20 protein-coding genes and 1 pseudogene are annotated in these 21,216 nt (G+C 69.0%); 9 read left to right on the top strand and 12 right to left on the bottom strand.

Going from position 1 to position 21,216, the window contains the following annotated elements:
- The first annotated feature begins 128 nt into the window (after nt 1–128).
- Nucleotides 129–641 (top strand): mycothiol transferase, encoded by a 513-nt coding sequence (locus tag QH290_RS12280; protein WP_280266791.1) that lies wholly within the window; start codon nt 129–131, stop codon nt 639–641.
- Here the strand turns inward: QH290_RS12280 and QH290_RS12275 are convergent.
- The 3 genes from QH290_RS12275 to QH290_RS12265 all read right to left on the bottom strand — a co-directional run bounded on the left by QH290_RS12275 (nt 622) and on the right by QH290_RS12265 (nt 4,286).
- Nucleotides 622–1,746 carry a DUF475 domain-containing protein gene (locus QH290_RS12275; RefSeq protein WP_280266790.1) on the bottom strand — a complete coding sequence of 375 codons (1,125 nt, stop codon included), beginning with the start codon at nt 1,744–1,746 and terminating at the stop codon, nt 622–624. The two genes, QH290_RS12280 and QH290_RS12275, sit on opposite strands and share 20 nt — an antisense overlap.
- Nucleotides 1,747–1,959: 213 nt before the next feature.
- Nucleotides 1,960–2,550, bottom strand: coding sequence for an aggregation-promoting factor C-terminal-like domain-containing protein (locus QH290_RS12270; RefSeq protein WP_280382895.1), 591 nt, complete (start codon nt 2,548–2,550; stop codon nt 1,960–1,962).
- Between the two features lie 116 nt (nt 2,551–2,666).
- Nucleotides 2,667–4,286: a DUF885 domain-containing protein gene (locus QH290_RS12265; RefSeq protein WP_280266788.1), complete on the bottom strand. Its 1,620-nt coding sequence runs from the start codon at nt 4,284–4,286 to the stop codon at nt 2,667–2,669.
- A gap of 146 nt (nt 4,287–4,432) precedes the next feature.
- On the opposite strand from QH290_RS12265, the gene QH290_RS12260 reads away from it, so the two are divergent.
- The 3 genes from QH290_RS12260 to QH290_RS12250 all read left to right on the top strand — a co-directional run bounded on the left by QH290_RS12260 (nt 4,433) and on the right by QH290_RS12250 (nt 8,570).
- Nucleotides 4,433–5,266 carry an SAM-dependent methyltransferase gene (locus QH290_RS12260; protein WP_280266787.1) on the top strand — a complete coding sequence of 278 codons (834 nt, stop codon included), beginning with the start codon at nt 4,433–4,435 and terminating at the stop codon, nt 5,264–5,266.
- Between the two features lie 64 nt (nt 5,267–5,330).
- Complete coding sequence (locus QH290_RS12255; RefSeq protein ID WP_280382894.1) at nt 5,331–6,836, top strand: YfcC family protein; 1,506 nt, start codon at nt 5,331–5,333, stop codon at nt 6,834–6,836.
- A 12-nt stretch (nt 6,837–6,848) separates the two neighbouring features.
- On the top strand, nt 6,849–8,570 hold the full coding sequence (locus QH290_RS12250; RefSeq protein WP_280382893.1) for an amidohydrolase: 1,722 nt from the start codon (nt 6,849–6,851) through the stop codon (nt 8,568–8,570).
- 19 nt (nt 8,571–8,589) lie between these two features.
- Here QH290_RS12250 and QH290_RS12245 read toward each other — a convergent pair whose 3' ends face one another.
- Nucleotides 8,590–9,408, bottom strand: coding sequence for a thioesterase family protein (locus QH290_RS12245; RefSeq protein ID WP_280266785.1), 819 nt, complete (start codon nt 9,406–9,408; stop codon nt 8,590–8,592).
- A 114-nt stretch (nt 9,409–9,522) separates the two neighbouring features.
- Nucleotides 9,523–11,274, bottom strand: a complete 1,752-nt coding sequence (locus tag QH290_RS12240; protein ID WP_280382892.1) for a BCCT family transporter — start codon at nt 11,272–11,274, stop codon at nt 9,523–9,525.
- Nucleotides 11,275–11,810: 536 nt separating this feature from the next.
- Here QH290_RS12240 and QH290_RS12235 point away from each other — a divergent pair.
- Nucleotides 11,811–12,938 (top strand): lipase family protein, encoded by a 1,128-nt coding sequence (locus QH290_RS12235; RefSeq protein WP_280382891.1) that lies wholly within the window; start codon nt 11,811–11,813, stop codon nt 12,936–12,938.
- Between the two features lie 41 nt (nt 12,939–12,979).
- Here the strand turns inward: QH290_RS12235 and QH290_RS12230 are convergent, their stop codons facing one another.
- From QH290_RS12230 to QH290_RS12210, 5 genes are all read right to left on the bottom strand, one after another.
- On the bottom strand, nt 12,980–14,416 hold the full coding sequence (locus QH290_RS12230) for a pentapeptide repeat-containing protein (protein ID WP_280266782.1): 1,437 nt from the start codon (nt 14,414–14,416) through the stop codon (nt 12,980–12,982).
- Between the two features lie 45 nt (nt 14,417–14,461).
- Nucleotides 14,462–15,121, bottom strand: coding sequence for an HD domain-containing protein (locus QH290_RS12225; protein WP_280266781.1), 660 nt, complete (start codon nt 15,119–15,121; stop codon nt 14,462–14,464).
- A gap of 32 nt (nt 15,122–15,153) precedes the next feature.
- On the bottom strand, nt 15,154–15,600 hold the full coding sequence (locus QH290_RS12220) for a hypothetical protein (RefSeq protein ID WP_280266780.1): 447 nt from the start codon (nt 15,598–15,600) through the stop codon (nt 15,154–15,156).
- Nucleotides 15,601–15,697: 97 nt separating this feature from the next.
- Nucleotides 15,698–16,144 (bottom strand): MarR family winged helix-turn-helix transcriptional regulator, encoded by a 447-nt coding sequence (locus QH290_RS12215; RefSeq protein WP_280266779.1) that lies wholly within the window; start codon nt 16,142–16,144, stop codon nt 15,698–15,700.
- 19 nt (nt 16,145–16,163) lie between these two features.
- The gene (locus QH290_RS12210; protein ID WP_280266778.1) at nt 16,164–16,793 is read right to left on the bottom strand and encodes a TetR/AcrR family transcriptional regulator; all 630 of its coding nucleotides are present in this window, start codon (nt 16,791–16,793) and stop codon (nt 16,164–16,166) included.
- A gap of 95 nt (nt 16,794–16,888) precedes the next feature.
- On the opposite strand from QH290_RS12210, the gene QH290_RS12205 reads away from it, so the two are divergent.
- The 3 genes from QH290_RS12205 (at nt 16,889) to QH290_RS12195 (ending at nt 19,427) form a co-directional block, all read left to right on the top strand.
- On the top strand, nt 16,889–18,283 hold the full coding sequence (locus QH290_RS12205) for a lipase family protein (RefSeq protein ID WP_425303589.1): 1,395 nt from the start codon (nt 16,889–16,891) through the stop codon (nt 18,281–18,283).
- A 28-nt stretch (nt 18,284–18,311) separates the two neighbouring features.
- On the top strand, nt 18,312–18,851 hold the full coding sequence (locus tag QH290_RS12200; protein WP_280266776.1) for an LOG family protein: 540 nt from the start codon (nt 18,312–18,314) through the stop codon (nt 18,849–18,851).
- A gap of 117 nt (nt 18,852–18,968) precedes the next feature.
- Nucleotides 18,969–19,427 carry an SRPBCC family protein gene (locus tag QH290_RS12195; RefSeq protein WP_280266775.1) on the top strand — a complete coding sequence of 153 codons (459 nt, stop codon included), beginning with the start codon at nt 18,969–18,971 and terminating at the stop codon, nt 19,425–19,427.
- A gap of 12 nt (nt 19,428–19,439) precedes the next feature.
- On the opposite strand, the gene QH290_RS12190 is transcribed toward QH290_RS12195, so the two are convergent.
- Nucleotides 19,440–19,988 carry a hypothetical protein gene (locus tag QH290_RS12190; RefSeq protein ID WP_425303590.1) on the bottom strand — a complete coding sequence of 183 codons (549 nt, stop codon included), beginning with the start codon at nt 19,986–19,988 and terminating at the stop codon, nt 19,440–19,442.
- The gene (locus QH290_RS12185) at nt 19,988–21,037 is read right to left on the bottom strand and encodes a hypothetical protein (protein WP_280382890.1); all 1,050 of its coding nucleotides are present in this window, start codon (nt 21,035–21,037) and stop codon (nt 19,988–19,990) included. The genes QH290_RS12190 and QH290_RS12185 overlap by 1 nt, the downstream gene beginning before the upstream one ends.
- Nucleotides 21,038–21,096: 59 nt before the next feature.
- On the opposite strand from QH290_RS12185, the pseudogene QH290_RS12180 reads away from it, so the two are divergent.
- Nucleotides 21,097–21,216 (top strand): annotated as a pseudogene (locus QH290_RS12180) (tartrate dehydrogenase); the annotation flags it as partial.

The raw sequence follows: 21,216 nt of genomic DNA, 5'->3' as shown, positions 1-21,216 counted from the left end.
TGCAAGACCAGTGCGGCCACCACGGGCACCGGATACAGCGCCCGCGGCTGTGACATCGCGGCATCCGGGCAGGTTGTCGGTGCCCCCGAGTACGGTCGGGCGAAAGGTGCGAGGGGAAGGAGAAGTAGATGGCAACGAGTGCCGATGTGCTGATAGACGCATACGAGCGGATCCGGGAGGTGGTGCACGAGGCGGTCGACGGCCTGGACGAGCAGGCGCTGGCCCATCGTCTCGATCCCGCGGCGAACTCCATCGCCTGGCTGGTCTGGCACCTGACCCGCGTGCAGGACGACCACGTCGCCGACGTGGCCGGTACCGAGCAGGTATGGACCGCGCAGGGCTGGTACGAGCGGTTCGCGCTACCGGTCGGCAAGCGCGCCACCGGCTATGGCGACAGCCCGTCCGACGTCGCGCGCATCCAGGCCCCGGCCGAGTTGCTGACCGGTTACTACGACGCCGTCCACGAGCAGACGCTGCGCTACGTGCGCGAACTCACCGATGCCGACCTGGATCGCGTGGTCGACACCGCGTGGAATCCGCCGGTCACCCTCGGCGTGCGGCTGGTCAGTGTGATCTCCGACGACCTACAGCACGCCGGGCAGGCCGCCTATCTGCGTGGGGTCATCGAGCGGACGCGCTAGCGGCCGCCAGGTCGTGCTCGGGCGCATCGTCGTCCGGGGTGCGGTGGCGCCGGTTGTACACGACGCTGCTGATGAACGCGGCCACGATGATGGTGACGCCGATGGTGCCGGTGACCATCTCGTTGAGGTGGTGCCCCGTCGAGTACAGCAGCACGACCGCGAGCGCGCCGATGGCCCAGTGCGCGCCGTGCTCGAGATAGACGTATTCCGACAGGGTGCCCTGCCGGACCAGGTACACGGTGATCGAGCGGACGAACATGGACCCGATGAGGCCGAGCCCGAGCGCGATGATGATCGGGTCGGCGGTGATGGCGAAGGCGCCGATGACGCCGTCGAAGGAGAAGGAGGCGTCGAGGACCTCGAGATAGAGGAAGCCGAAGAACGCCGCGCGCCCGGTGGCGACCACGACCCGCCCCGGCCCGGGACGCTCGAGGTCGGCGGCGTGCTCGCCGTCGAGGGCCTCGCTGAGCCCGTTGACGAGGATGTAGGTGACCATGCCGAGTACGCCCGCGACCATCACCACGTCGGCCTTGTTGTCGGGGGCGACGATGCCCGCGATCAGGACCAGCACCACCATGGAGACGACGGTGGGGAAGGCGGTGAACCGCCCGATCCGCCCGAGCGGCCGCTCCAGCCAGGACAGCCAGGTGATCTCGCGGGCGGTGCAGACGAAGTTCAGGAACAGCATCAGCAGGAACATGCCGCCGAACGCCGCGATCTTCGGGTTGGCCTCGTTGAGCAGCGTCTCGTAGCTGGGGCGGCCGTCGGGGAAGTAGGCCGCGCCGTCGGCGGGCGGGTTCAGCGCCAGCTCGAACGCCTTCACCGGATCCAGATGCGCCCCGATCGCGACGATGACGAGCGGGAACACCAGCCGCATCCCGAACACGGCGATCAGCACGCCGATGGTGAGGAAGATGCGCTGCCAGAACTGGCTCAGCCGCTGGAGCACGCTGGCATTGACCACCGCATTGTCGAACGACAGGGAAACCTCGAGCACGCCGAGGATCGCCGCCAGGATCAGTGCCTCCGGCCCGCCGTAGATCAGCGCGACCACCAGCGAGACCACCGTGACGATGAACGACAGGGCGAACACACGCACGAACATGCCGATGCCTTTCGCATTAGCCCGACACCCGCGGGGGGTTGAACTCCACGAGTAGCGGCAGTCAGAGTGCCCGCAACCCTGACTCGATTGTTGCAGCCATGTGGAAGAAACGGCAATCAGTGCAGGCTGCGGACGTCCGCGGCAAGCCTACCCGGTTCCTGCGTAGTTGCCGGTGTCAGCCGTGGGAGTAACGCGCGGGCGATTTGCCCGAATTCAGTACCAGCCGTGGGACTGCCAGAAGGCCCAGGCGCCGTCCGGCCCGCCGTAGCGCTGGTTCATGTAGTCGTAGGTCCAGCGGATCTGGGTGATCGGATTGCAGCACCAGTCGATGCCGTGGGTGCCCATCTTGTACGCCGGCAGCGCCTGGCCCAGGCCGTAGGCGCCGGACTCCTTGTTGATGGCGAAGGTGTTCCAGCCGCTCTCCCGGGTGATGATGTTGTCGAAGGCCGGGAACTGATGGGGCGGGACGATGAACAGCGCGATCGTCTTCGGGGCCAGCCGGAACGCGGCGGGTACCGCGCCGAGGCCCAGCCCCACCAGTTCGGGGAGCATCGACGAGGCCGCCACGCTCCGTGCGGCGCAGGCGAAGTCGGTTCCGGTGGCGCGAGGCGTCCCGGCCCGCGCCGATCGGCCGTTGTTCTCGATGGCGGGGGCCGCTGCGGCGGGAGCGCGGTCACCGGCCTCGCACGGCCCGAGCGCGGCCTCCTCCGCGGAGGCGATCGCGGCGCCCATCGTCAGCGCCCCCGCCAGCAGGACGGTGACGCCGACCGTGGCGATCCAGCGCGCGGTACGCGATTGCGGCATGGCGGGCTCGCTCCCTTCGCGTCGGCCGGTGGATTCCCGGACGCCGATGTGGAACAGAGCAAACCATTAGTTATCGATGGACGGCGGGAGGCGGCCCGGCGTGTCTGTGACTCGAATCACAAGTCGTCCATGCCGAGCAGCGTCCGCAGGTGCCGAGGCGCCGGTGAGCCGTGGGCCAGCATGGCGTCGTGCCAGCCGCGCATCGAGACCGCCGCGGGGCGGGCGGCGGCGATGGCGGACATCTCGGCGTAGCCGACGAAGTAGGTCGACAGCTGCGTGGAACTCAGCAGCGCGCGCCGCCATTTTCCGGCCGCCTCGCCCTCCTCCTGGAAACCGCGGCGCAGCATCAGGTCCATCGCCTCGCCCTCGGTCATCTCGTCGCAGTGCACGCCCTGGTCCAGGATCGCGTTGATGGTCGCGCGCAGCTGCATCTTCAGCCGCTGCAGGCGCACCGGCAGGCCGCCGAAGCCGTGCTCGGACATCAGCTCCTCGGCGTAGACCGCCCACCCCTCGACGAACGTCCCGCTGGCGCACAGCGCGCGGGTGGCCGTCGAGCCGCGGAACCGGCGCGCGTGGGCGAGCTGCAGGTAGTGGCCCGGCATCGCCTCGTGCACGGTGAGGTTGCGCAGCATGTGGTCGTTGTATTCGCGGTAGTACGACGCCACCCGCTCGGGCGGCCAGTCCGCCGGGGTCGGCGCGATCGCGAAGAACGTTGGCAGATCGGCGGTTTCGAGCGGTCCGACGGGATCGCAGTAGGCTCCCGCCACGCCCCGGGCGAACTCCGGCATCTCCTGGACGACCAGGATGTCGTCGACCAGCGTCGCCAGGTCGTGGGCGGCGACGAAGGATCGGGCCTCGGTCAGCGCGGTCTCGGCGACGCCGACAATGGTGTCGTTGTCCGGGTGCTCGGCCGACAGCTTGTCGAGCGCGGTGCGGACGGTCTCGTCGCCCGGATCGGTCACGCCGAGCAATTCGCCTGCGGCGGAGCGGATCTCATCGTGCAGCCGGTCCAGATGGCGGTGTGCGCGGTCCAGGACGTCGGCCGCGCCCAGATCGGTGTCGAGGGTGTGCCACAGCTTCGCCTCCCACACCCGGCGGCCCAGCCGTGGATCGCGGGCGGACTCGTCGAGCCGCGCGCGGAGCCAGCCGGTGAATTCGGTCAGCGCCGCCACCGCCGCGTCGGCGAGCCGGTCGACCTCGGTGCCGGGTACCTGGGTGGTCAGCGCCGGGACCTGGTCGCGGATCAGCGCGGCCACGCCGTCGAACTGGCCGATGGCCGTCTCGACATGGACGCGCGGGCAGTCGCCGAGCACGCCGCGTGCGGTGGCGAGCGCATCGGGCAGCGCCGCGAGCCGGGCGCCGAGCGACTCCAGCCGCTCGGCCGGGGGCGCGAACGGCCGCGCCAGCAATCCGTACAGCAGCGGTCCGGGGTTGTGCAGCAACGGATTCCACTCGTGCTCGCGCAGCTCACCGAGGGCGAACAGGCGGCTGTCGACCTCCTGTAGCAGCAGCGCGTGGTCGACCCGGTCCTCCGCGGGCAGGTCGATCTCGTCCACCTCGGCCAGCGCGTGGGAGGCCTCGCGCAGCATCGCCGTCTGCTCGCGCACCGCGGCTTCGGACCAGTCCGGGAGCCGATCGTCGGCGCGATGGTCGCCGACCGCCGCCGCGGCGCCCGGATCGACCCGCAGTATCGCGTCCACGATCCGTTCCGCCCGCTGCACGAAGTTCTCCGCCATGGCGGCCACGGTACCTGTCGTAGCATGATCATCGCCTGCGTCGCGGGCCGCTCGTAACTCGAAATGTGCGGTACCGATCCGAAATACGTGCGAATGCGCGAAACTCGATGTCGGTAACCGAACCGGACTATGCCAGGGAGTTTGCGATGTCCCAGTCTTCCGCCGACTATCCGAGCGCGGTGCCGGTCGGGGTGGACACCACCCGCGCCAGTATCGCGCGCGTCTATGACGCGGCGCTCAACGGTAAGGACAACTTCGAGGTCGACCGCGAAGTTCTCGCGCAGGTGCGCACCGTGGCGCCGCAGGTGAACGATCTGGCTTGGGCCAACCGGGATTTCCTCATTCGCGTATGCCGTTTCCTGGCCAAGGAGACGGGGGTCGATCAGTACCTGGATCTGGGCTCGGGCCTGCCGACCGCGGAGAACACCCATCAGGTGGTGCAGCGCATCCGGCCCGAATCGCGCGTGGTGTATGTCGACAACGATCCGATGGTGCTGGCGCATGCGCGCGCGTTGCTGGAGGAGAATCCCGATACCAGCATCGTCACCGCCGACATCTTCCAGCCGCTGCAGGTGCTCGGGAACAAGGTGGTGCGCAGCGAACTGGATTTCGGTCGGCCATTGGCGCTTTTCCACATCGGCACCATTCATCATTATTTGGGTGAGGACGGCCCCGCGCTGATGCAGGCGTATATCGACGCGTTGCCGTCCGGGTCCTACGTCGCCATCGCGCACTTCTGCGATCCCGAGACACCCGAGTTCACCGAACTCGCGCAGAAGATGGAGGAGAAGTTCGTGCACAGCCCCATGGGCAGCGGGCGGTTCCGCACCCGCAAGGAGATCCAGGCCCTGTTCGGCGATCTCGAGATGGTCGAGCCGGGCCTGGTGCTGTGCGATGACTGGTGGCCCGACGGCCCGCACCTGGAACCGCTGTCGCCCGTGCGCAACTGCATCGTGGGCGGCGTCGGCCGCAAGCGCTAGGCGGTAGCCCGAAACACCGCCGCGGGTTCGCGAGGTTCGCCTGCGGCAGTGGTTGCATGTCGCCATGGACACTGCGGCAGCGGAGGCCGGGCACCGTCGCGGGTGGTCGTTCCCGTCCACCTACACCATTCTCGCCGCCGTCACGCTGCTGGTGTGGCTGGCGGCCTTCGTCGTCCCACCCGGCCGCTACGACACCGACGACCAGGGCCGTCCGATCGCCGGGACCTACCATCGCATCGCGGACACCCCGGGATTCGGCGAGCGATTGAAGGGGTTGTTCCTCGCCCCCGTCGACGGTCTCTACGGCATCCGGGACGCCAAGACCGGACTGGTCGGCCCGGATCTGTCCGGCAGTCTCTACGGCGCGGCGGCGGTGTTCCTGTTCGTGCTGGCGGTCGGCGCGTTCATCACCGTCGCCTTCGCCACCGGCGCGCTCGAACGGGGTATCGGACGGCTGGCCTATCGGCTGCGCGAGCGGTCGTATCTGCTGATCGTGGGCGTGATGGTGACATTCGCGATCGCCGGTACCGTCGAGGGTTTCGCGGAGGAGACGCTCGGTTTCTACGCCCTGCTGGTGCCCTTGCTGCTGGCGCTGGGCTACGACCGAATGACGGCGGTCGGCGCGATCATCTGCGGTGCCGGTGTCGGCGTGCTGTGCGCCACCGTCGACCCGTTCGCCATCGGTACGGCATCGGCGGCCGCGGGGATCCCGATCGGCGACGGCATCGTGCTGCGGTTGATCATGCTGGTGGTGCTCACGGCGGTGACCGTCGGATACGTGCTGTGGTACGCGCGGCGGGTCCGCGACGATCCGTCGAAGTCCTGGTCCGGCTGGCTGCCCGGCGATCGCGACGCGAAAGCCGAAGACCACCAACCGGATCCGATGAACGGGCGGCACATCGCCGTGCTGTCGCTGGTGGCGCTGCTGTTCGCGTTCATGATCTTCGCGATCATCCCCTGGGGTGAGGTGATCAACGGGCTGGACGCGAAACCCTTTGCCTGGGAGCTGGGTTGGTCCTTCCCGGAACTCACGGCGCTGTTCCTGCTCGGCGCGGTGCTCGTCGGAGTGGTCGGCGGGCTGGGGGAGGGGCGGCTGGCCGACGAAATCGGCCGGGGCTTCGGCGATTTCGTGGGCGCGGGCTTCGTGATCGTGCTGGCGCGCGGCGTGACCGTGGTCATGAACAACACCGAGATCACCGCGACGGTGCTGCACGCGCTGGAGGGCGTGGTGACGGGAACCTCGTCGGGAGTGTTCGCGGTGGGGATCTTCCTGGTGAACGTCCCGCTGGCGTTCCTCATCCCGTCCACCTCCGGGCACGCCACGCTCGCCATGCCGATCATGGCGCCGCTGGCCGATTTCGCGCAGGTACCGCGCTCCCTGGTGGTGACGGCCTGGGCGGCGGCCTCCGGGTGGGCGAATCTGGTCACCCCGACCACGGCGGTGGTGACCGGCGGTATCGCGCTGGCGAAGGTGCGCTACGACCGGTACGTGCGGTTCGTGGCGCCGCTGATGGCGATATTGTTCGTGCTGATCTGCGCATTCGTGGCGATGGACGCCTGGCTCGGATGAGAGGTGGAGGCGATGGCTATGGGACGACGAGGCTTCATGGCCGGAGCCGCGGCCCTCACGGCGGCCTGTGCCACCGGCGAGTCTCGGGACGGAACAGCGGATTTCATCATCACCGGCGGGCCGATCGTGACCGTGGCCCCCGGCGCTCCCGAGGCGGAGGCCGTCGCCGTGACCGGCGGGCGCATCGCCGGGGTGGGTGCGAAGGACGACGTGCTGGGCCTGCGGGGCCCGGGCACCCGCGTCATCGACCTGGGCGGGCGCACGCTGCTGCCCGCGTTCGTGGAGGCGCACAGCCACCCCTCACAGATCGCGGCCGCGCTGGCGCCGCCGTCGATCGACGTGCGGCCGTTCACCGTGCCGACCGGCGCCGGTGTCATGCAGAAGCTCACCGAGGCGGTGCGCGCGGCGCCGCCGAATGCGCCGATCGTGTTGTACGGCATAGATATTCTGCTGCAGACGGACCTGAGCCTGCCGACCCGGCAGCAGCTGGATCGGCTGGCGCCCGGCAATCCGGTCGTCGTCGTGGCCAACAGCGGACACGCGGCCTACGCCAACTCCGCGGCGCTGAATCTGGCCCGGATCACCAGGGACACACCCGATCCGGTGGGCGGCAAGTACGGGCGCGGCCCCGACGGCGAGCTCACCGGTGAGGTCGCCGAGACTCCGGCGATCATGCGTCTGATGACGCCGCTGGCGCAGGACACCGCGGGTGCGCTGCCCGGCACCATGCGCTGGGCCTATGGCCAACTCGCGCAGGCGGGCATCGCCACCACCACCGAGCACGCCTACAGCAGCGCCTACGCCGAGGTCTTCCGGCAGCTGGCCGCGGAGCCCGACTGCGCCCTGCGTATCCGCGCCTATGAGATCGGCAGCCCGCAACCGGCCTCCGACGCCGCGCATACCGGGGGCGAGTTCCCCGGTGGCGCAACGTTGTTCGCGCAGATCGGGATGAAACTGTGGGCCGACGGTTCGCCCTGGCAGGGCAATATCGACACCACCTTCCCGTACCTGACCGACGAGACCACCGCGAGAATGGGACTCGGGCCCGATCACCACGGCGGCATGAACTACACGCCCGAGCAGATCGAACAGCTGGCGGCTGCGTTCGTCCGGCAGGGCTGGCAGCTGTCCACCCATGTGCACGGCGACGCCGCGGTCGACGCGGTGCTCGATGCCTACGAGCGGGCGCTGTCGGGCGGGGACGGTCGTGATCTGCGCCTGCGGCTCGAACATGTGGGAGCCATGCGGCCGGAACAGTTTTCGCGTGCGCGCCGCCTCGGGGCGACGGTCAGCCTGTTCATCGAACACGTCTATTACTGGGGTGATGTGCTGGTCGACGAGCTGTTCGGGGACCCGCACGGCAGCCACTGGATGTCGGCGAAGGCGGCACTGGACGCGGGCCTCGAGATCTCGTTCCACAACGACGGCACCGTGACTCCGCCGAGTCCGCTCGGCAATATCGCCACCGCCGTCACTCGCACGGCCAGGGGGAGCGGGCGGGTGCTGGCCGCGGAGCAGCGCATCGGTATCGATGCGGCCATTCGAGCCGAAACCCTCGGCCCCGCATGGCAATTGCACCTGGACAAGGATATCGGCAGCCTCGAGCCGGGGAAGTTCGCCGATTTCGCGGTGCTGTCGGGTAATCCGCGCACGACCGCGCCGGATCGGTTGCGCGAGTTGACGGTCGACGCCACGTACCTGATGGGCCGCCAGACCTACGGCGAGCCGCTGTAGCGATCGGTTGCGGGCGCGGTCAGCGTTCCCCGAGCAGCAGCGTTTGGGTGCTATGGCCGATCGGGCCCCGCTCGTCGAACAGGCGGGCGTCGACCATGCCGATGCCGCTGCGTTCCGGGTGGGTCACCGCGTCCAGGCAGACCCATTCGCCGATCGGGTCGCGGGGCAGCGTGACCGTGAGGTCGGTGTTGATGAAAAAGTATCGGCCCCAGGGCAATACGGAGCTGACACCGTTGCCGAAGTCCGCCGCGGCGAGGACGCGTTCCAGCGGGCCCGGCGCCGCGCCCGCGACGACCGGACAGCGCAGCCGAATCCAGCACACGGCCGGGCCGGGGTTCTGGAAGGCGCCCGCGACGAATCGGTAGTCGACGGCGGTGTGGAATCCGGTCGGCTGACCGCTGGGGAAGGCGTGCTCCGGGCCGGGTGTCACGGTGTCGGGGCCGGGCCGGGTGCCGGTCGGCAGCATCGCCTCCGGGACATCGATCTCCGGATCGGCCCGCCCCAGCCGCCAGGCACGAGCGATCAGCACCGGCCCACGCTCGGAACTCAGTGTGGCCTCGAACAATTCGACCCCGCGGCCGGGCTGGGCGATCCTGGGGGTCGCGGGGACCGGCCGCACCTCGGCGCGCAGCGGGGCGATCGGCACCGGCCCGAGAATCTCCACCGCCACCCGCGCGACGCGATACCCCGGCCGCGGGCGAAACCGCTCGATCACATGCCCCAGCAGCGCCGCGGGCGCCCCGGCATGCTGGGCATCCGGCGACCACGGCCCCCGGGTGAGTTCGGTGGAATGGAACACGCCGGGGTCCGCGGGGTCGGGAATATAGAGGGCATCCATGATGTCGGAAGCGTAATCCCGGCCAAAAGCGCGCCGGGAAGAGGGATTTGGAGGGCGCCGACATAGTTCTGCCCCGCCACACGGTTGGGTGTGGCGGGGCAGTGGGTGGCCGGGCTAGTCGGCCTTCGGGGGCTCGGACTTGTCCGGGACGTCGGTCTTGTCGACCTCGATCACCTCGACAGCCTCGGTGACCAGACCGAACTCGCTGTCGTGCTGTTCGGTGCCCTGCAGGACCGCGTTCTCGATCAGCAGGGCGCCGTGCTGCTCGCGCAGGATGATCGGGTCCGAGCGCACGTCCTTGTACAGCGCCACGCACATCAGGCCCATGACGATCGCGAACGGCAGCGATACGACGGTCGTCAGGGCCTGTAGCCCGTTCAATGCCCCGTCGAGATCGCTGGGATCGGCGATGACGAGCATGATCGCGGCGACCGCGCCGGTGGCCGCGCCCCAGAAGCTCACTGTCACCTTGGACGGTTCCAGGCTGCCCCGCTCCGACAGCGTGCCCATCACGATGGACGCGGCGTCGGCGCCGGAGACGAAGAAGATCGCGACCAGGATCATCACCAGCGCCGCGGTGAACGAGGCGATCGGGTAGTGGTCGAGCAGGTGGAACAGCGCGAAGTTGGAGTCGACCGAACCGTTCGGCTCGGTCAGGTCGCCGGTCTCGCGCTGCTGGGAGATGGCCGAACCACCGAAGATCACGAACCACACCAGGCTCACCAGGCTGGGCACCAGCAGCACGCCGGTCACGAACTGGCGGATGGTGCGCCCGCGGCTGATGCGCGCGATGAACATGCCGACGAACGGGGTCCACGAGATCCACCACGCCCAGTAGAAGATCGTCCAGCTCGACAGCCACGCCTTCTCCGCGTCGCCGCCGCTGACCGCGGTGCGCGAGGCCATCGACGGGAGCTTGGCGATGTAGTCGCCGAGCGCGGTCGGCAGGAAGTTGAGCATGAACAGCGTCGGCCCGAGGACGAACACGAAGATCGCGATGATCAGGGCCAGCACCATGTTGATGTTCGACAGCCACTGGATGCCGCGGTCGATGCCGGAGATCGCGGAGAAGATGAACGCGATGGTGAGCGCCGTGATGATGAGGACCAGGCCGACCTTGCCGATCGTGTCGACCCAGCCGTTGAACTCCATGCCCGCGCCGATCTGCAGCGCGCCCAGGCCCAGCGAGGCGGCCGAGCCGAACAGCGTCGCGAAGATCGCCATCATGTCGATCGCTTTGCCGCCCCAGCCCTTGGAGTAGCGGCCGAGGATCGGGCGGAACACCGCCGAGATCAGCTGCGAGCGGCCCTTGCGGAAGGTGCCGTAGGCGATGGCCAGACCGGCCACGGCGTAGATGGCCCACGGGTGCAGCGTCCAGTGGAACAGCGTCTGCGCCATCGCCGTCTCGGCGGCCTGGTCGGTCTGCGGGTCGGCGGTGCCCGGCGGCGGCTTGACGAAGTGCGTGAGCGGTTCGGCGACGCCCCAGAACATCAGGCCGATGCCCATGCCCGCGCTGAACATCATCGCGATCCACGAGACGGTCTTGAACTCCGGTTCCTCGTCGTCGTTGCCCAGTGGGATCTTGCCGTAGCGGCTGGCCGCCATCCAGAGCACGAACACGACGAAGGCCGACGCGATCAGGACGAATAGCCAACCGGTATTGTTGATGACCCAGGATTGCGCATCCGACGAGGCGGACGCGAGGCCCGTCTGGTCGAGGATGCCCCAGGCGACAAATGCCAGTGAGCCGATCGCCGTGATGCCGAAAACCCATCGGTCCAAGCCGAGTTTGGTCGGCGGCTTTCCGATCGAATCCGCGGCGCTGTCATCTGATCCGTCGGATTTGCGGCCGGTGTCTATCGACATCAGATCCGAGTCCTTTCAGAGTATGGGCGCAGGCCTACTCGAAGCCCCCATTACTGGTTTGAGCAACCGTACAGCGTGCGGGGTGTCGGCGCAGCCGGTACCACCGTTTCGGGTGCCCTCGCACCCCCACTACGCTGGTGGGATTCGGCTGTAGCTACTTTGCGGCCGGGTGTGTCCGAGGCGCCGCAACGGCCTGATCTACCAGTGAAAACCAGTATTCCGACGATGGTATTGCCGAGCGCCGCCATCGCTTCCGCAACCCGCCGGTGGAGGTCGGAAGAAGTTTCGACACGGAGGTGGTCGATCCCGGAATTGCCATCGGTGGCACGGGCTTTGTGCGCAGGAATGCCGAGGTCGTTTGCCGCGATGTGTGGCGGGAATTTATCGGGCGGCGAGAGAGTTGTTATCTCAGTGTCTCGTGTTCGTGTCGCCGATGTGTCATCATGATCGAGTACACGACCGGAAGGCGTTGCGACAGTTGAAGAGTGGGTCTGGTCGGCAGGGTCGGCCGGGCGACGGCGAAAGGCGGGTCAACGGTGACCGCACATCTGAGCACGGGGCCGCTCGCGGCCATCGGTGACGCCCGGCCCGGCCGGTTGCTGGAGGCCCGGCCGATGCGGGCGTATCTGCTTCCGGGGCTGCGGCTTCCGGCGCGCGCCTGGTGGGTGCGCTACAGCACCACGACGGCCCACGGCGCGCCGACGGAGGTGACCGGGACGATTCTGGTGCCGTCGACGCCCTACCCCGACGGCCCGCGCCCGCTGATCGGGTACGCCGTCGGCACCCAGGGGCTGGCGAATATCTCGGCGGCGTCATGGCAGTTCCGCCGCGGCCTCGAGTACGAGTCGCTGTTCCTGGCGCGGGCACTGCGCCGGGGCTGGGCGGTCGCGGTCAGCGACTATCCCGGGCTGGGTACGCCGGGCGCACATCCCTACGTGATGGGCCGGGCGCTGGGCCCGGCCGTGCTCGACAGCATGCGGGCCGCGCGGCAACTGGACGAGGCGGGCCTGGAACCGGATGGGCCGCTGGGCATCTTCGGGTACTCCGAGGGCGGCTGCGCCGCGGGCTGGGCCCTGCAGCTGCAACCCGGCTATGCCCCCGATCTGGTGCTGGACGGCGGTGCGGTCGGTTCCGCGCCCGCGGATCTGGAGGGAATGTTCGAACATCACGACGGCGGCCGCTTCGCCTTCCTGCTGTTCTACGCCGTGCTCGGCATCGACGCCGCCTACCCGGAACTCGATGTGCTGTCGCTGTTGAATCCGGTGGGCCGCACCCTGGCGGCGGTCCTGCGCCGCACCCACGTGATCCCGGGGGCGGCGCTGGGAATCGGCGGCGGGATGCTGCTGCCCACCCGGTCGGCCCGCTACGTGCATCGCTCGCCGCTGGAGGTCCCGGAGGTGCTGGCGCGCCTGCGCGAGAACCGTTTGGGCGCAATGGCTCCCGCCACACCGGTGCTGCTCGCGGGCGGCACCCGGGAGCAGATCGTCCCGTTCGCCCAGATGACGCAGCTCTACCGCGACTGGCGCGCCCTCGGCGTCGACGCCACCTTCCTCACCATGCCCCGCGAACACGTCGGTGGCGCATTCTCCTTCGCCCCCAACGCCTTCGAGTTCCTCGGCGAACGTTTCGCCGAACACGCGATGCTGCGGGAACGCAGCGCCTGAGCCGATTCGGTCCCGCACCCCGGCTTGTCGCCGACCCGCTGTCACCCCGGTGCGGTCGATCGGCCGTGAACCGGGGTGGGCGGCCAGTCCTGCGGATCGATATTGGCCGGTTTGGCCGCGATGTTCTGGTCCCAGTCGAATACCGGTGCGGGGGGACCCCATCCGGCAGGGTCGTCGAAAGTGACCTTCTCGGAGCCGAAGTCGGCGTCGGAGAAGATTGCAGGACCGATGAATGCTACCGCTGTGAAGCCGACGGGACCGTTGAACGCCGACTCGGCGAATCGTGCCTCGCCGTGGAACGTGGACTCCCCGAACTCGGCTCGACCGTCGAACGTCGTCTTGCCGAATCCAGCGGCAGCGTTGAACGTCGCCCGCTGGAACTCGGCATGCCCGTTGAACGTGGCTCCGTGGAAGACGGCGCCGCCGCCGAAAATCGTGTCGTCGAACCGGGCGTGGCCGTTGAACGTTGCCCGGTAGAACCCGGCAGTGTCGAAACGTGCTTGCCGGAACTCGGTGTGGCCGTTGAACACTGCCCGGTAGAACGCGGCGTCGCCGCGGAAGGCTGCCCCTCGGAACTCGGCACTGTCGTTGAATGTGGCCCTGCCGAACAGGGTGTCCCCGGCGAACTTCGCTCCATCGAATACGGTGGGGCCGCCGAAGATCGCTTCGTCGAATCCGGCGGGACCGTTGAACACCGCATTGCCGAATTCGGCGCGACCGTCGAATGTCGCCCGATCGAATCGGGCCCGGCCGGAGAAGACGACACCGTCGAAGGCGACCTCCTCGAGATGAGCGGACCGGAAGTCGAAATTGGCTGCCGACCAGCAATATTCGTTCCCCGGACGCAGATGGTCTGCTATGACCCGGAGGATCGTCCGGCGGACCTCGCGGTCGTTCTGCCGGTATTCGACATGCTCTTCGGTTTCGCCGTGATCCGCACGCGGGAGGGTCGTCACCAGCTTGGTGCGGCCGCTGCTGCCCTGGGCGGGGTCGTAGGGCAGGCGTAGGTAACCGCAGAGGACGTCGATGCACTGCTGGCGGCGCAGCCCCTCGGATTCGTCGGCGGCACCGGCCATCGCGTACACCCCGGCGATCCTGACGGCGACATCGGTCGCGCCGAGCTGACCGGCCGCCGCGCCGAACCGTTCCACGAACCGGCTCTGTTCGATGTCGCGCTGGCGGCGGTAGGCGACCACCAGTGCGACGGTTCCGCCGACTCCGGCGACGATCGTCAGGGCGAGGCGGGTGATGTCTATCGGCGCCGCTTTCGCTTCGCTCGCGGGCAGGGCCCAGTACAGGAGTCCGTAGGCGGCGACGGCGACGGCAACTCCGGCGACGAGCGCGAAGCCGACGGCCGGGAAGAGTTCGAGCCGCCTTATCCTGCGAGCGATCGTGGTGTAGCGCTTGCCCTTCGCTGCGCCGGGACCAGTCCCGGTCGCGCGTGCTTTCGTACCGTCGGCGCTCGCCCTGCCCGTCATCGCTCGATTGTGATCGATACCGCCGGGCAGTGCGGCGAGCCGGGGTCAGTCGTTCCAGCCGCTGGTGGACAGGAGTTGGTCCCAGGTGGGGACCAGGTGTGGGTGCTGGCGGCGGACGATCTCGCCCGCGAGCGAACCGGGTACGGCCTTCTGGGGTTTGGCGATCGCCTGTGATTCGATGGCGTCGGTCAGGGCGCGGCTTCCGCCCAGGCGCGGGTAGGCCGCGTGGACGAGGTCGGCGTAGCCCGGCGGCAAGGCGCCGGGACCGGCGCCGACGTCGATTCCGATGCCGTCCACGGCAATCCAGATCTCGGCGGGGCGGCGTCGGCGGTATACGGGCGAGCTGCTGAGGCCGGTCGTGTGCGCGGCGATGGCATCCCAGATCACGTCGACCCGGGCGTCGCGCACGCCGCGGTCCTCCAGGAACTTCGCCGCGTAATCCGCGCCGTCGACCTCGAATCTCTGGTCGCCGTTGGCTATCTCGGCCAAACCCATATCGTGCAGGGCGCAGATGAGGAACATATTCTCGTCGTCGAAATCGGCGCCCGGGCGCAGTCCGTGGGCACCGGCGAGCGCCAGGCCGAACAGATATCCGCGAATGCTGTGATTGCGCAGATGCGGTTCCAGTTCGGCGGTGATCAGCCGAAATGCCTCCGTGGCAAGGGGACTCGCGGGCAGCGCGAGCGTGTGTCGTGATACGGACATCGTGTCTCCTCGAATGGTGTTGTGGCGCTGTCTCAGTGGGCGCCCGGGCGGACGATCATGAGAACGACGACCACCGCCCACAGCAGGTTGTAGATTCCGGCGAGCATGCTCAGCGTGCGCAGCCGTCGCCCGTCGTCGGGGCGGTCGAGTGCCTCGCGCTGCATCGGCCGGATCTGGATGAGCAGCGCGCCCGCGATAGCGGTGAGGATCATGGCCGCGGTGATCCAGATTTCGCCCATCCGGCCCTGGACGGCCGCCAGGATGATCCCGGCCGCGGGCACGATGAGTGCCAGCACGGCGTAGACGCTGGTGATGCGATACATCGCCGCTGCCACCGCCGGATTGCGCTGCGCGGTGCCCGGTTCGTCGGCGGACACGGCGATCGGTGCGTAGCGCGGGAACAGGCTCGCCGCGACCGCCGAACCGCCGACGAAGACGATGCCCGCCAGCACGTGGACGGACAACAGCACAAGTTCCATGAGCTCCCTCCATCTTTCAGAATGGCTGAAGCTTAGCAGTTGGCTTCAATGAAGTTGAAGGTTGTGCGTCAGGTCACCGATCGGCGAAAGGGGAAGCTCAGGAGGCGGTTTCGCCTGCGAATGCGGCGAGCAGGGCCTTGCCCACCTGCTGCAGGATCGGATCCGATTCGGGGCCGAACAGCTTCCCGTCCACCTCGGCGACCACCTGCCTGGCCGACTGCAGCAGCCGGGCGCCCTTCGGGGTGAGCTCGATCGTCGACGCCGATCCGGCCCGTGCCGTCCGGTCGCGCACCAGACCCGCCTTCACCAGCGCCTTCACCGCGGTGTGCACGCTCTGCACGCTGATGCTCGACATGCGCGCCAGCTCGCTGAACGACGCCCCGGGCACGCCCGAGATATGGCCGAGCAGCCCGAGCCGTCCGACGGTCAGGTCCAGCGGCGCGAGCGCGGTGCCGAGTTCGGCCTCGACCTTGCGTGCCAGCGTGAGCACGAGGATCGAGGCACTGGTCACTGGTGGTGCCGAGCGGCCGTCGTCGGTGGACATCGTTCCAGTGTCGCGCAGCCTATGCGGTGATGATCAGCGCGGTCGCGACGGGGCCGAGGGCCTGCATCAGGTCGCTGATCGGGGGCCGGGGGTCCGACAGCAGCCATTCGTGCGTGATGGCGTTGATCGCGCCGATGAGGGCGCTGGCGCCCCACCTGGTCCCGCCCGCGATGTGGGCGCCGGGCCCGCCCACCTCGCAGACAATGGCCTCGACCGTGCGCGTCCACGCGGCGCGGCGGTCGCGGCGGTGCTGCTCCATGCCGTCGCTGACCCCGACGACCTCGATGAATGCCACCTTGGCGCGGTGGTGATCGGAGCCGACCGACTCCAGGAACGCGATCAGCACGCGCTCGATGACACCCGCGAAGGGCGTGCCGGGCGGTACGGCGGCCAGCGCCTCGGCGACGGCCGCACCCGCCTCGTCGTGGATGTGGTCGTAGGCGGCGACCAGCACATCCTCGCGGGTCTGGAAGATCTCGTAGAACTGCCGCTTGGACAGCCCGGCGGCCGTGCAGACATCGGCCAGCGAGCAGTTCGCGTAACCGCGTTCGGCGAAGATGCGTATCGCCGCGTCGACGAAGCGCTGCCGCCGCTCGGCCTTGCGCTCCGTGACGGCGCGACCGCCGTACTGTCTCTCCGCTGTGGTCACCCGGTCACGGTATCTCAGCGGGGTTGCGATGTGGATCACACGTGTGTCATAGTCTCCTCACCTGTGAGACTCGGGGGTTTCACATTCTTGGAGAGGTGTCAGTGTTGACAGTGACGAGAAGGCGCACGGGCGCGCTGGTGGCCCTGCAGGTCGCGGTCGCGGCCCTGGTATTCGCATCGGGAACCGTGGCGGCCGAACCGCCGGAGTCCGTGCCGGTCCGGCCCGCGGCGCTGCTGCCCTTGCCGCCCGAACTGGATCCGGGCTTCTACCACCCACCGGCGGAGGTGGTGGCGGCCAAGGCGCCGGGGGAGATCATCGCGGCGCGGCAGGTCAATGTCGCCAACTTCGGGGTCGTCCCGCTCAATGTCGACGCCTGGCAGCTGTCGTACCGGTCGAACAACAGCCGCGACGAGCCGATCCCCGCGGTGACGACGGTGCTGAAGCCGCGCGGTTCCGCGCCGGACCGGGTGCTGTCGGTGCAGATCGCGGAAGACTCACTCGCGCAATACTGTTCGCCGTCCTACGCGGTGCAGCAGTGGTCGGCCGCCCCGTTCGTGGGCCAGATCGTCGCCCCGGCGGAGTTCGTGATCGCCCAGGGCGCGCTGCAACAGGGTTGGGGCGTGGTGGTTCCCGATCACCAGGGGCCGAACCAGGCCTATGCGGCCGGGCCGCTGGCGGGCCGGATCACCCTCGACGGCCTGCGCGCCGCACGCGATTTCGAGCCGATGCGGGTGGCGCCGGATGCGCGCCTCGGGCTGTACGGATACTCCGGCGGGGCCATCGCCACCGGGCACGCCGCCGAGCTGAAGCGGAGCTACGCGCCGGAGCTGAATATCGTCGGTGCCGCCGAGGGCGGGGTGCCCGCGGATCTGGGCGCGACACTCGAGGTGGCGAACGGGCAGGCCACCGCGGGTCTGGTACTCGCTGCCGTACAGGGGATTTCGCGCGAGTATCCCGATTTCGCCAGGTTCCTGGACGAGCGAATGGACCTGCTCGGCAAGGCGATCACCACCGTGCAGAGCGGGCTGTGCGTCCAGTACGTGTCGAGCTTCCCGTTCCTGAACCTGAAGGGCATGCTGCGCACCCCCGGCGATCCGATGCGCGACCCGGTCGTCGTGGACGTGCTGGAGAAGACGCGCATGGGCAAGTCCGTCCCCGATATGCCGATGTACATCTGGCAGGGCAATCCCGACGAGATCATCCCGGTCGGCCAGGTCAACGCGCTCGTCGATACCTACTGCCAGAGTCCTTCCGCCAGTGTGCAATACACGCGCGAGCATTTCGCCGAGCACGTGGCCACCGAGATATCCGGCGTCGGTCCGGCGCTGCTGTGGATGCGGGACCGGCTCGACGGTGTTCCGGCGGAGCCGGGCTGCCGCACCGGTGACGCGGGCTGGCTCGCCCTGGACCCCAACGGATTCCAGCTGCTGGTCTCGACATTCGGTGAAACGTTCGCATCCTTCTTCGGTAAGCCGATCGGGGTGAAGTAGGCGCGGGGCGCGTTTATACAGTGGCCGCATGAATATCTGTGTCTTTCTGTCGGCCGCCGACCTCGATGAGCGTTACACCGCCCCCGCACGCGAGTTCGCCGGGCTGATCGGCAAGGGCGGGCACACGCTGATCTGGGGCGGGTCGAATGTCGGGCTGATGAAGGTGGTGGCCGATGCGGTGCAGGACAGTGGCGGTCGGCTGGTCGGGGTATCCGTGGAATTCCTGGCGCACAAGGCGCGGCCGAACGCCGACGAGATGATCGTCGCGGCGGATCTGGCCGAACGGAAGGCGCAGCTGCTGGCCCGGGCCGACGGCGTGGTCGTGCTGGTCGGCGGGACGGGAACCCTGGACGAGGCGACCGATATCCTGGAGCTGAAAAAGCATGGGCTGCACCACAAGCCGGTGGTCGTGCTGAACACCGCCGGGTTCTACGACGGGCTGCGCCAGCAGTTCCGGCGGATGGACGCCGAGGGTTTCCTGCCCGTGCCCCTGGACGATCTGGTCTACTTCGCCGACGACTCCGCCGCGGCCATGGCCTACCTGGAGGAGGCGGTGACGTCCCGCTGAACTCGCGAAAACGCTTGCGGCAGAACATGTGCGTTACCATGCGGACGTGACCTGACCGTCGCGAGAGCACCCGGGTGAGCGCGCCGCCTCGACGAACGGGTGGGATCGGGGTGTCGTATGCGAACTGTGGTGGTGGCGGTGAGCGCCGATATCGCGGCCGCGCCGTCGGCGGTGTGGCGGCAGGTCGTGGACTGGGAGCGGCCGCGCGACCGGGTCTGGGAAGCGGCCGAGTTCCAGGTGGTCTCCACGCAGCGCACGGGGGTCGGCGTGATCGTCGAGGCCACCGTCGGCGTCGGTTGCGTGCGCACCGGGGACCGCATCCGCACCGACGTGTGGCAGCCGCCCGACGGCACCGGCAGCGGGCATCTCGGCCTCGCCCACCTGGGCTGGGTCGAGGGCCGCGGCGACATCCACCTGACCGCCCTGCCCGACGGCCGCACCCGGCTCACCTGGCGCGAACGCCTCCAACCCCCACTGGGCTGGCTCGGCGAATTCGGCCTACGCCTGGCATCCCCCCTCCTGGCCTGGACCTTCCGCCGCGAACTAGCCCACCTCCGAGCCACAGTGGAGGTATAGATTCGGCCGGGATCACGCCGCCGCGACCGGCTCGCGGTCGCTTCGGCGGGTGCGGCGCCATACGTAGGCGAGGAATCCGACGAGCCCGACGAGTGGGAGGGCGCTCAGGGCCCAGCTCAGCGACAGCGGCGGGCCGGGCTGCTCGAGGACCGCCAGGTTGCGTAGTTCGCCGACGCCGTGGCCCTGCGGGCCGTCGATCTCGAAGCGGAAGGTCCAATTGCCTTCCTGGTCAAGGGATCTGACGTCCAGACCCCAGACCTCGCGTTTGCGGGGATGCCGGGACAGCGGCTCGGGCCGATAGGTGCGCCCGTCGGGCTGGGTTTCGACGAGGTTGCCGGATTTGCCCTCGATCCCGCCGTCGGGCAGGAACGTGAAGTCCAGCGACTGCAGCGCGTGCAGCGGCCATTCGCTGAAGCCGACGGTGATGCCGTAGGGACCGGCCTGCACGCGCTCGGTGTGGGCGATATTCACCGGCTCGTAGGCGGCGGCGGTCCCGGCGGGGATGGTCGTCAGGCCGAGGACGATCAGCAGCGTGGCGGCCGCGGACAGCGCTCTGGTGATCACGCGCGTGCTCCTTCCGGGGCGGTGCGGCGCAGCATGGCGCCGAACCGCCAGCCGAGGAATCCGCCGATGCCGCCGAGCACCGCACCGGCGACGACGGTGGCGACGATGACGGTCGCGGCGGGCAGGCGGGAATCGTAGATCAGGACGGTCTGCCACGGCGCGCAGCCCGCGATGATCAGCCCGCCCAGCCCGCCGACGAGCCCGGGCAGCAGCCGTGCGGTGCCGCCGGTTCGCCGCAGCAGCAGGTCGACCACGACGCCGACGGGCAGCAGGCACATCGGGATCAGGGCCGGGGTGGAGGGAATGATCTCGTTGTTCTCCCGCATCGGCAGCCCCACGAATTCCGCGTATGTCTGCGCGGCCCACGGCGCGAACCACCAGAACACCGCCTGCATCGCTGCCGCGGTACCGGCCACGATCGTCGCGCCCCAGCGCCGGAAACCGGCCCCGGTGAACACCAGCATCACCACGATGAACGCGGTCACCGCGGTGGTCCACCGGACCGTGCCGGTGGACAGCTGCCGCACCGCCAGCGCGGTGATCACGCTCGAGGTCACCAGATGTCCGAGGCAGGCCAGCGCGCCGAGCCGTCCCCACAGCTGCTCGCGCGCGGCGGCGAACACGATGACCGTGCCCACCGAGGTCACGGTGCTGGACAGGAACAGCCCGATGTGCGGCGGCGAGTCGATCACGGCATCGAAGCCGTAGAGGCTGTGCCACCACAGATCCCACAGCCCGTACAGCAGGAACGACGCCGCACCCAGGCTCGTGACCAGGTAGCCGAGCGGGGCGGTGAAGGTGCGGCCGAAGACGCCGATGCCCGGGCCGCCCAGCGCCGGATCCACCGCGCGGCCGCGGCGTCCGGCCGAGGTGGTGGCGAGAATGACCGCGAGACCGGTGAATCCGGATATCGCCGCGCTGGCGTAGATGAACAGGTGCGGCAGGGTGAAGAAGGTGTCGGGGCCGACGTCGCTGTGCCACTGGATATCCCACGTGGCGCCGACGGCCCAGGTGAGCGCGGCCAGCAGCAGGATCGATGCGGGCACCCAGGGCCGGATGGCGGTGGTCCGGGGGGGGGGGGCGGGGGCCGCCCGCGGGGGGGGCGGGGCTCGCCGGGTTCGACGCGATTCTGCTGGGCGCCGTGGGGTTTCCGGGCGTGCCCGACCATATCTCGCTGTGGGGCCTGCTGATTCCGCTGCGTCGGGCCTTCGGCCAGTACGTGAAC

The sequence above is a fragment of the Nocardia wallacei genome (assembly GCF_029869545.1).
GTDB classification, from domain to species: domain Bacteria; phylum Actinomycetota; class Actinomycetes; order Mycobacteriales; family Mycobacteriaceae; genus Nocardia; species Nocardia wallacei_A.
Note: the sequence above shows the minus strand (reverse complement) of the source record. Positions and strands in the feature narration are given on the sequence as shown.

Excerpts from the sequence above, each read along its gene's own strand:
- QH290_RS12280 (WP_280266791.1), top strand. The coding sequence starts at position 129 with ATGGCAACGAGTGCCGATGTGCTGATAGACGCATACGAGCGGATCCGG.
- QH290_RS12275 (WP_280266790.1), bottom strand. The coding sequence starts at position 1,746 with ATGTTCGTGCGTGTGTTCGCCCTGTCGTTCATCGTCACGGTGGTCTCG.
- QH290_RS12270 (WP_280382895.1), bottom strand. The coding sequence starts at position 2,550 with ATGCCGCAATCGCGTACCGCGCGCTGGATCGCCACGGTCGGCGTCACC.
- QH290_RS12265 (WP_280266788.1), bottom strand. The coding sequence starts at position 4,286 with ATGGCGGAGAACTTCGTGCAGCGGGCGGAACGGATCGTGGACGCGATA.
- QH290_RS12260 (WP_280266787.1), top strand. The coding sequence starts at position 4,433 with ATGTCCCAGTCTTCCGCCGACTATCCGAGCGCGGTGCCGGTCGGGGTG.
- QH290_RS12255 (WP_280382894.1), top strand. The coding sequence starts at position 5,331 with ATGGACACTGCGGCAGCGGAGGCCGGGCACCGTCGCGGGTGGTCGTTC.
- QH290_RS12250 (WP_280382893.1), top strand. The coding sequence starts at position 6,849 with ATGGCTATGGGACGACGAGGCTTCATGGCCGGAGCCGCGGCCCTCACG.
- QH290_RS12245 (WP_280266785.1), bottom strand. The coding sequence starts at position 9,408 with ATGGATGCCCTCTATATTCCCGACCCCGCGGACCCCGGCGTGTTCCAT.
- QH290_RS12240 (WP_280382892.1), bottom strand. The coding sequence starts at position 11,274 with ATGTCGATAGACACCGGCCGCAAATCCGACGGATCAGATGACAGCGCC.
- QH290_RS12230 (WP_280266782.1), bottom strand. The coding sequence starts at position 14,416 with ATGACGGGCAGGGCGAGCGCCGACGGTACGAAAGCACGCGCGACCGGG.
- QH290_RS12225 (WP_280266781.1), bottom strand. The coding sequence starts at position 15,121 with ATGTCCGTATCACGACACACGCTCGCGCTGCCCGCGAGTCCCCTTGCC.
- QH290_RS12220 (WP_280266780.1), bottom strand. The coding sequence starts at position 15,600 with ATGGAACTTGTGCTGTTGTCCGTCCACGTGCTGGCGGGCATCGTCTTC.
- QH290_RS12215 (WP_280266779.1), bottom strand. The coding sequence starts at position 16,144 with ATGTCCACCGACGACGGCCGCTCGGCACCACCAGTGACCAGTGCCTCG.
- QH290_RS12200 (WP_280266776.1), top strand. The coding sequence starts at position 18,312 with ATGAATATCTGTGTCTTTCTGTCGGCCGCCGACCTCGATGAGCGTTAC.
- QH290_RS12195 (WP_280266775.1), top strand. The coding sequence starts at position 18,969 with ATGCGAACTGTGGTGGTGGCGGTGAGCGCCGATATCGCGGCCGCGCCG.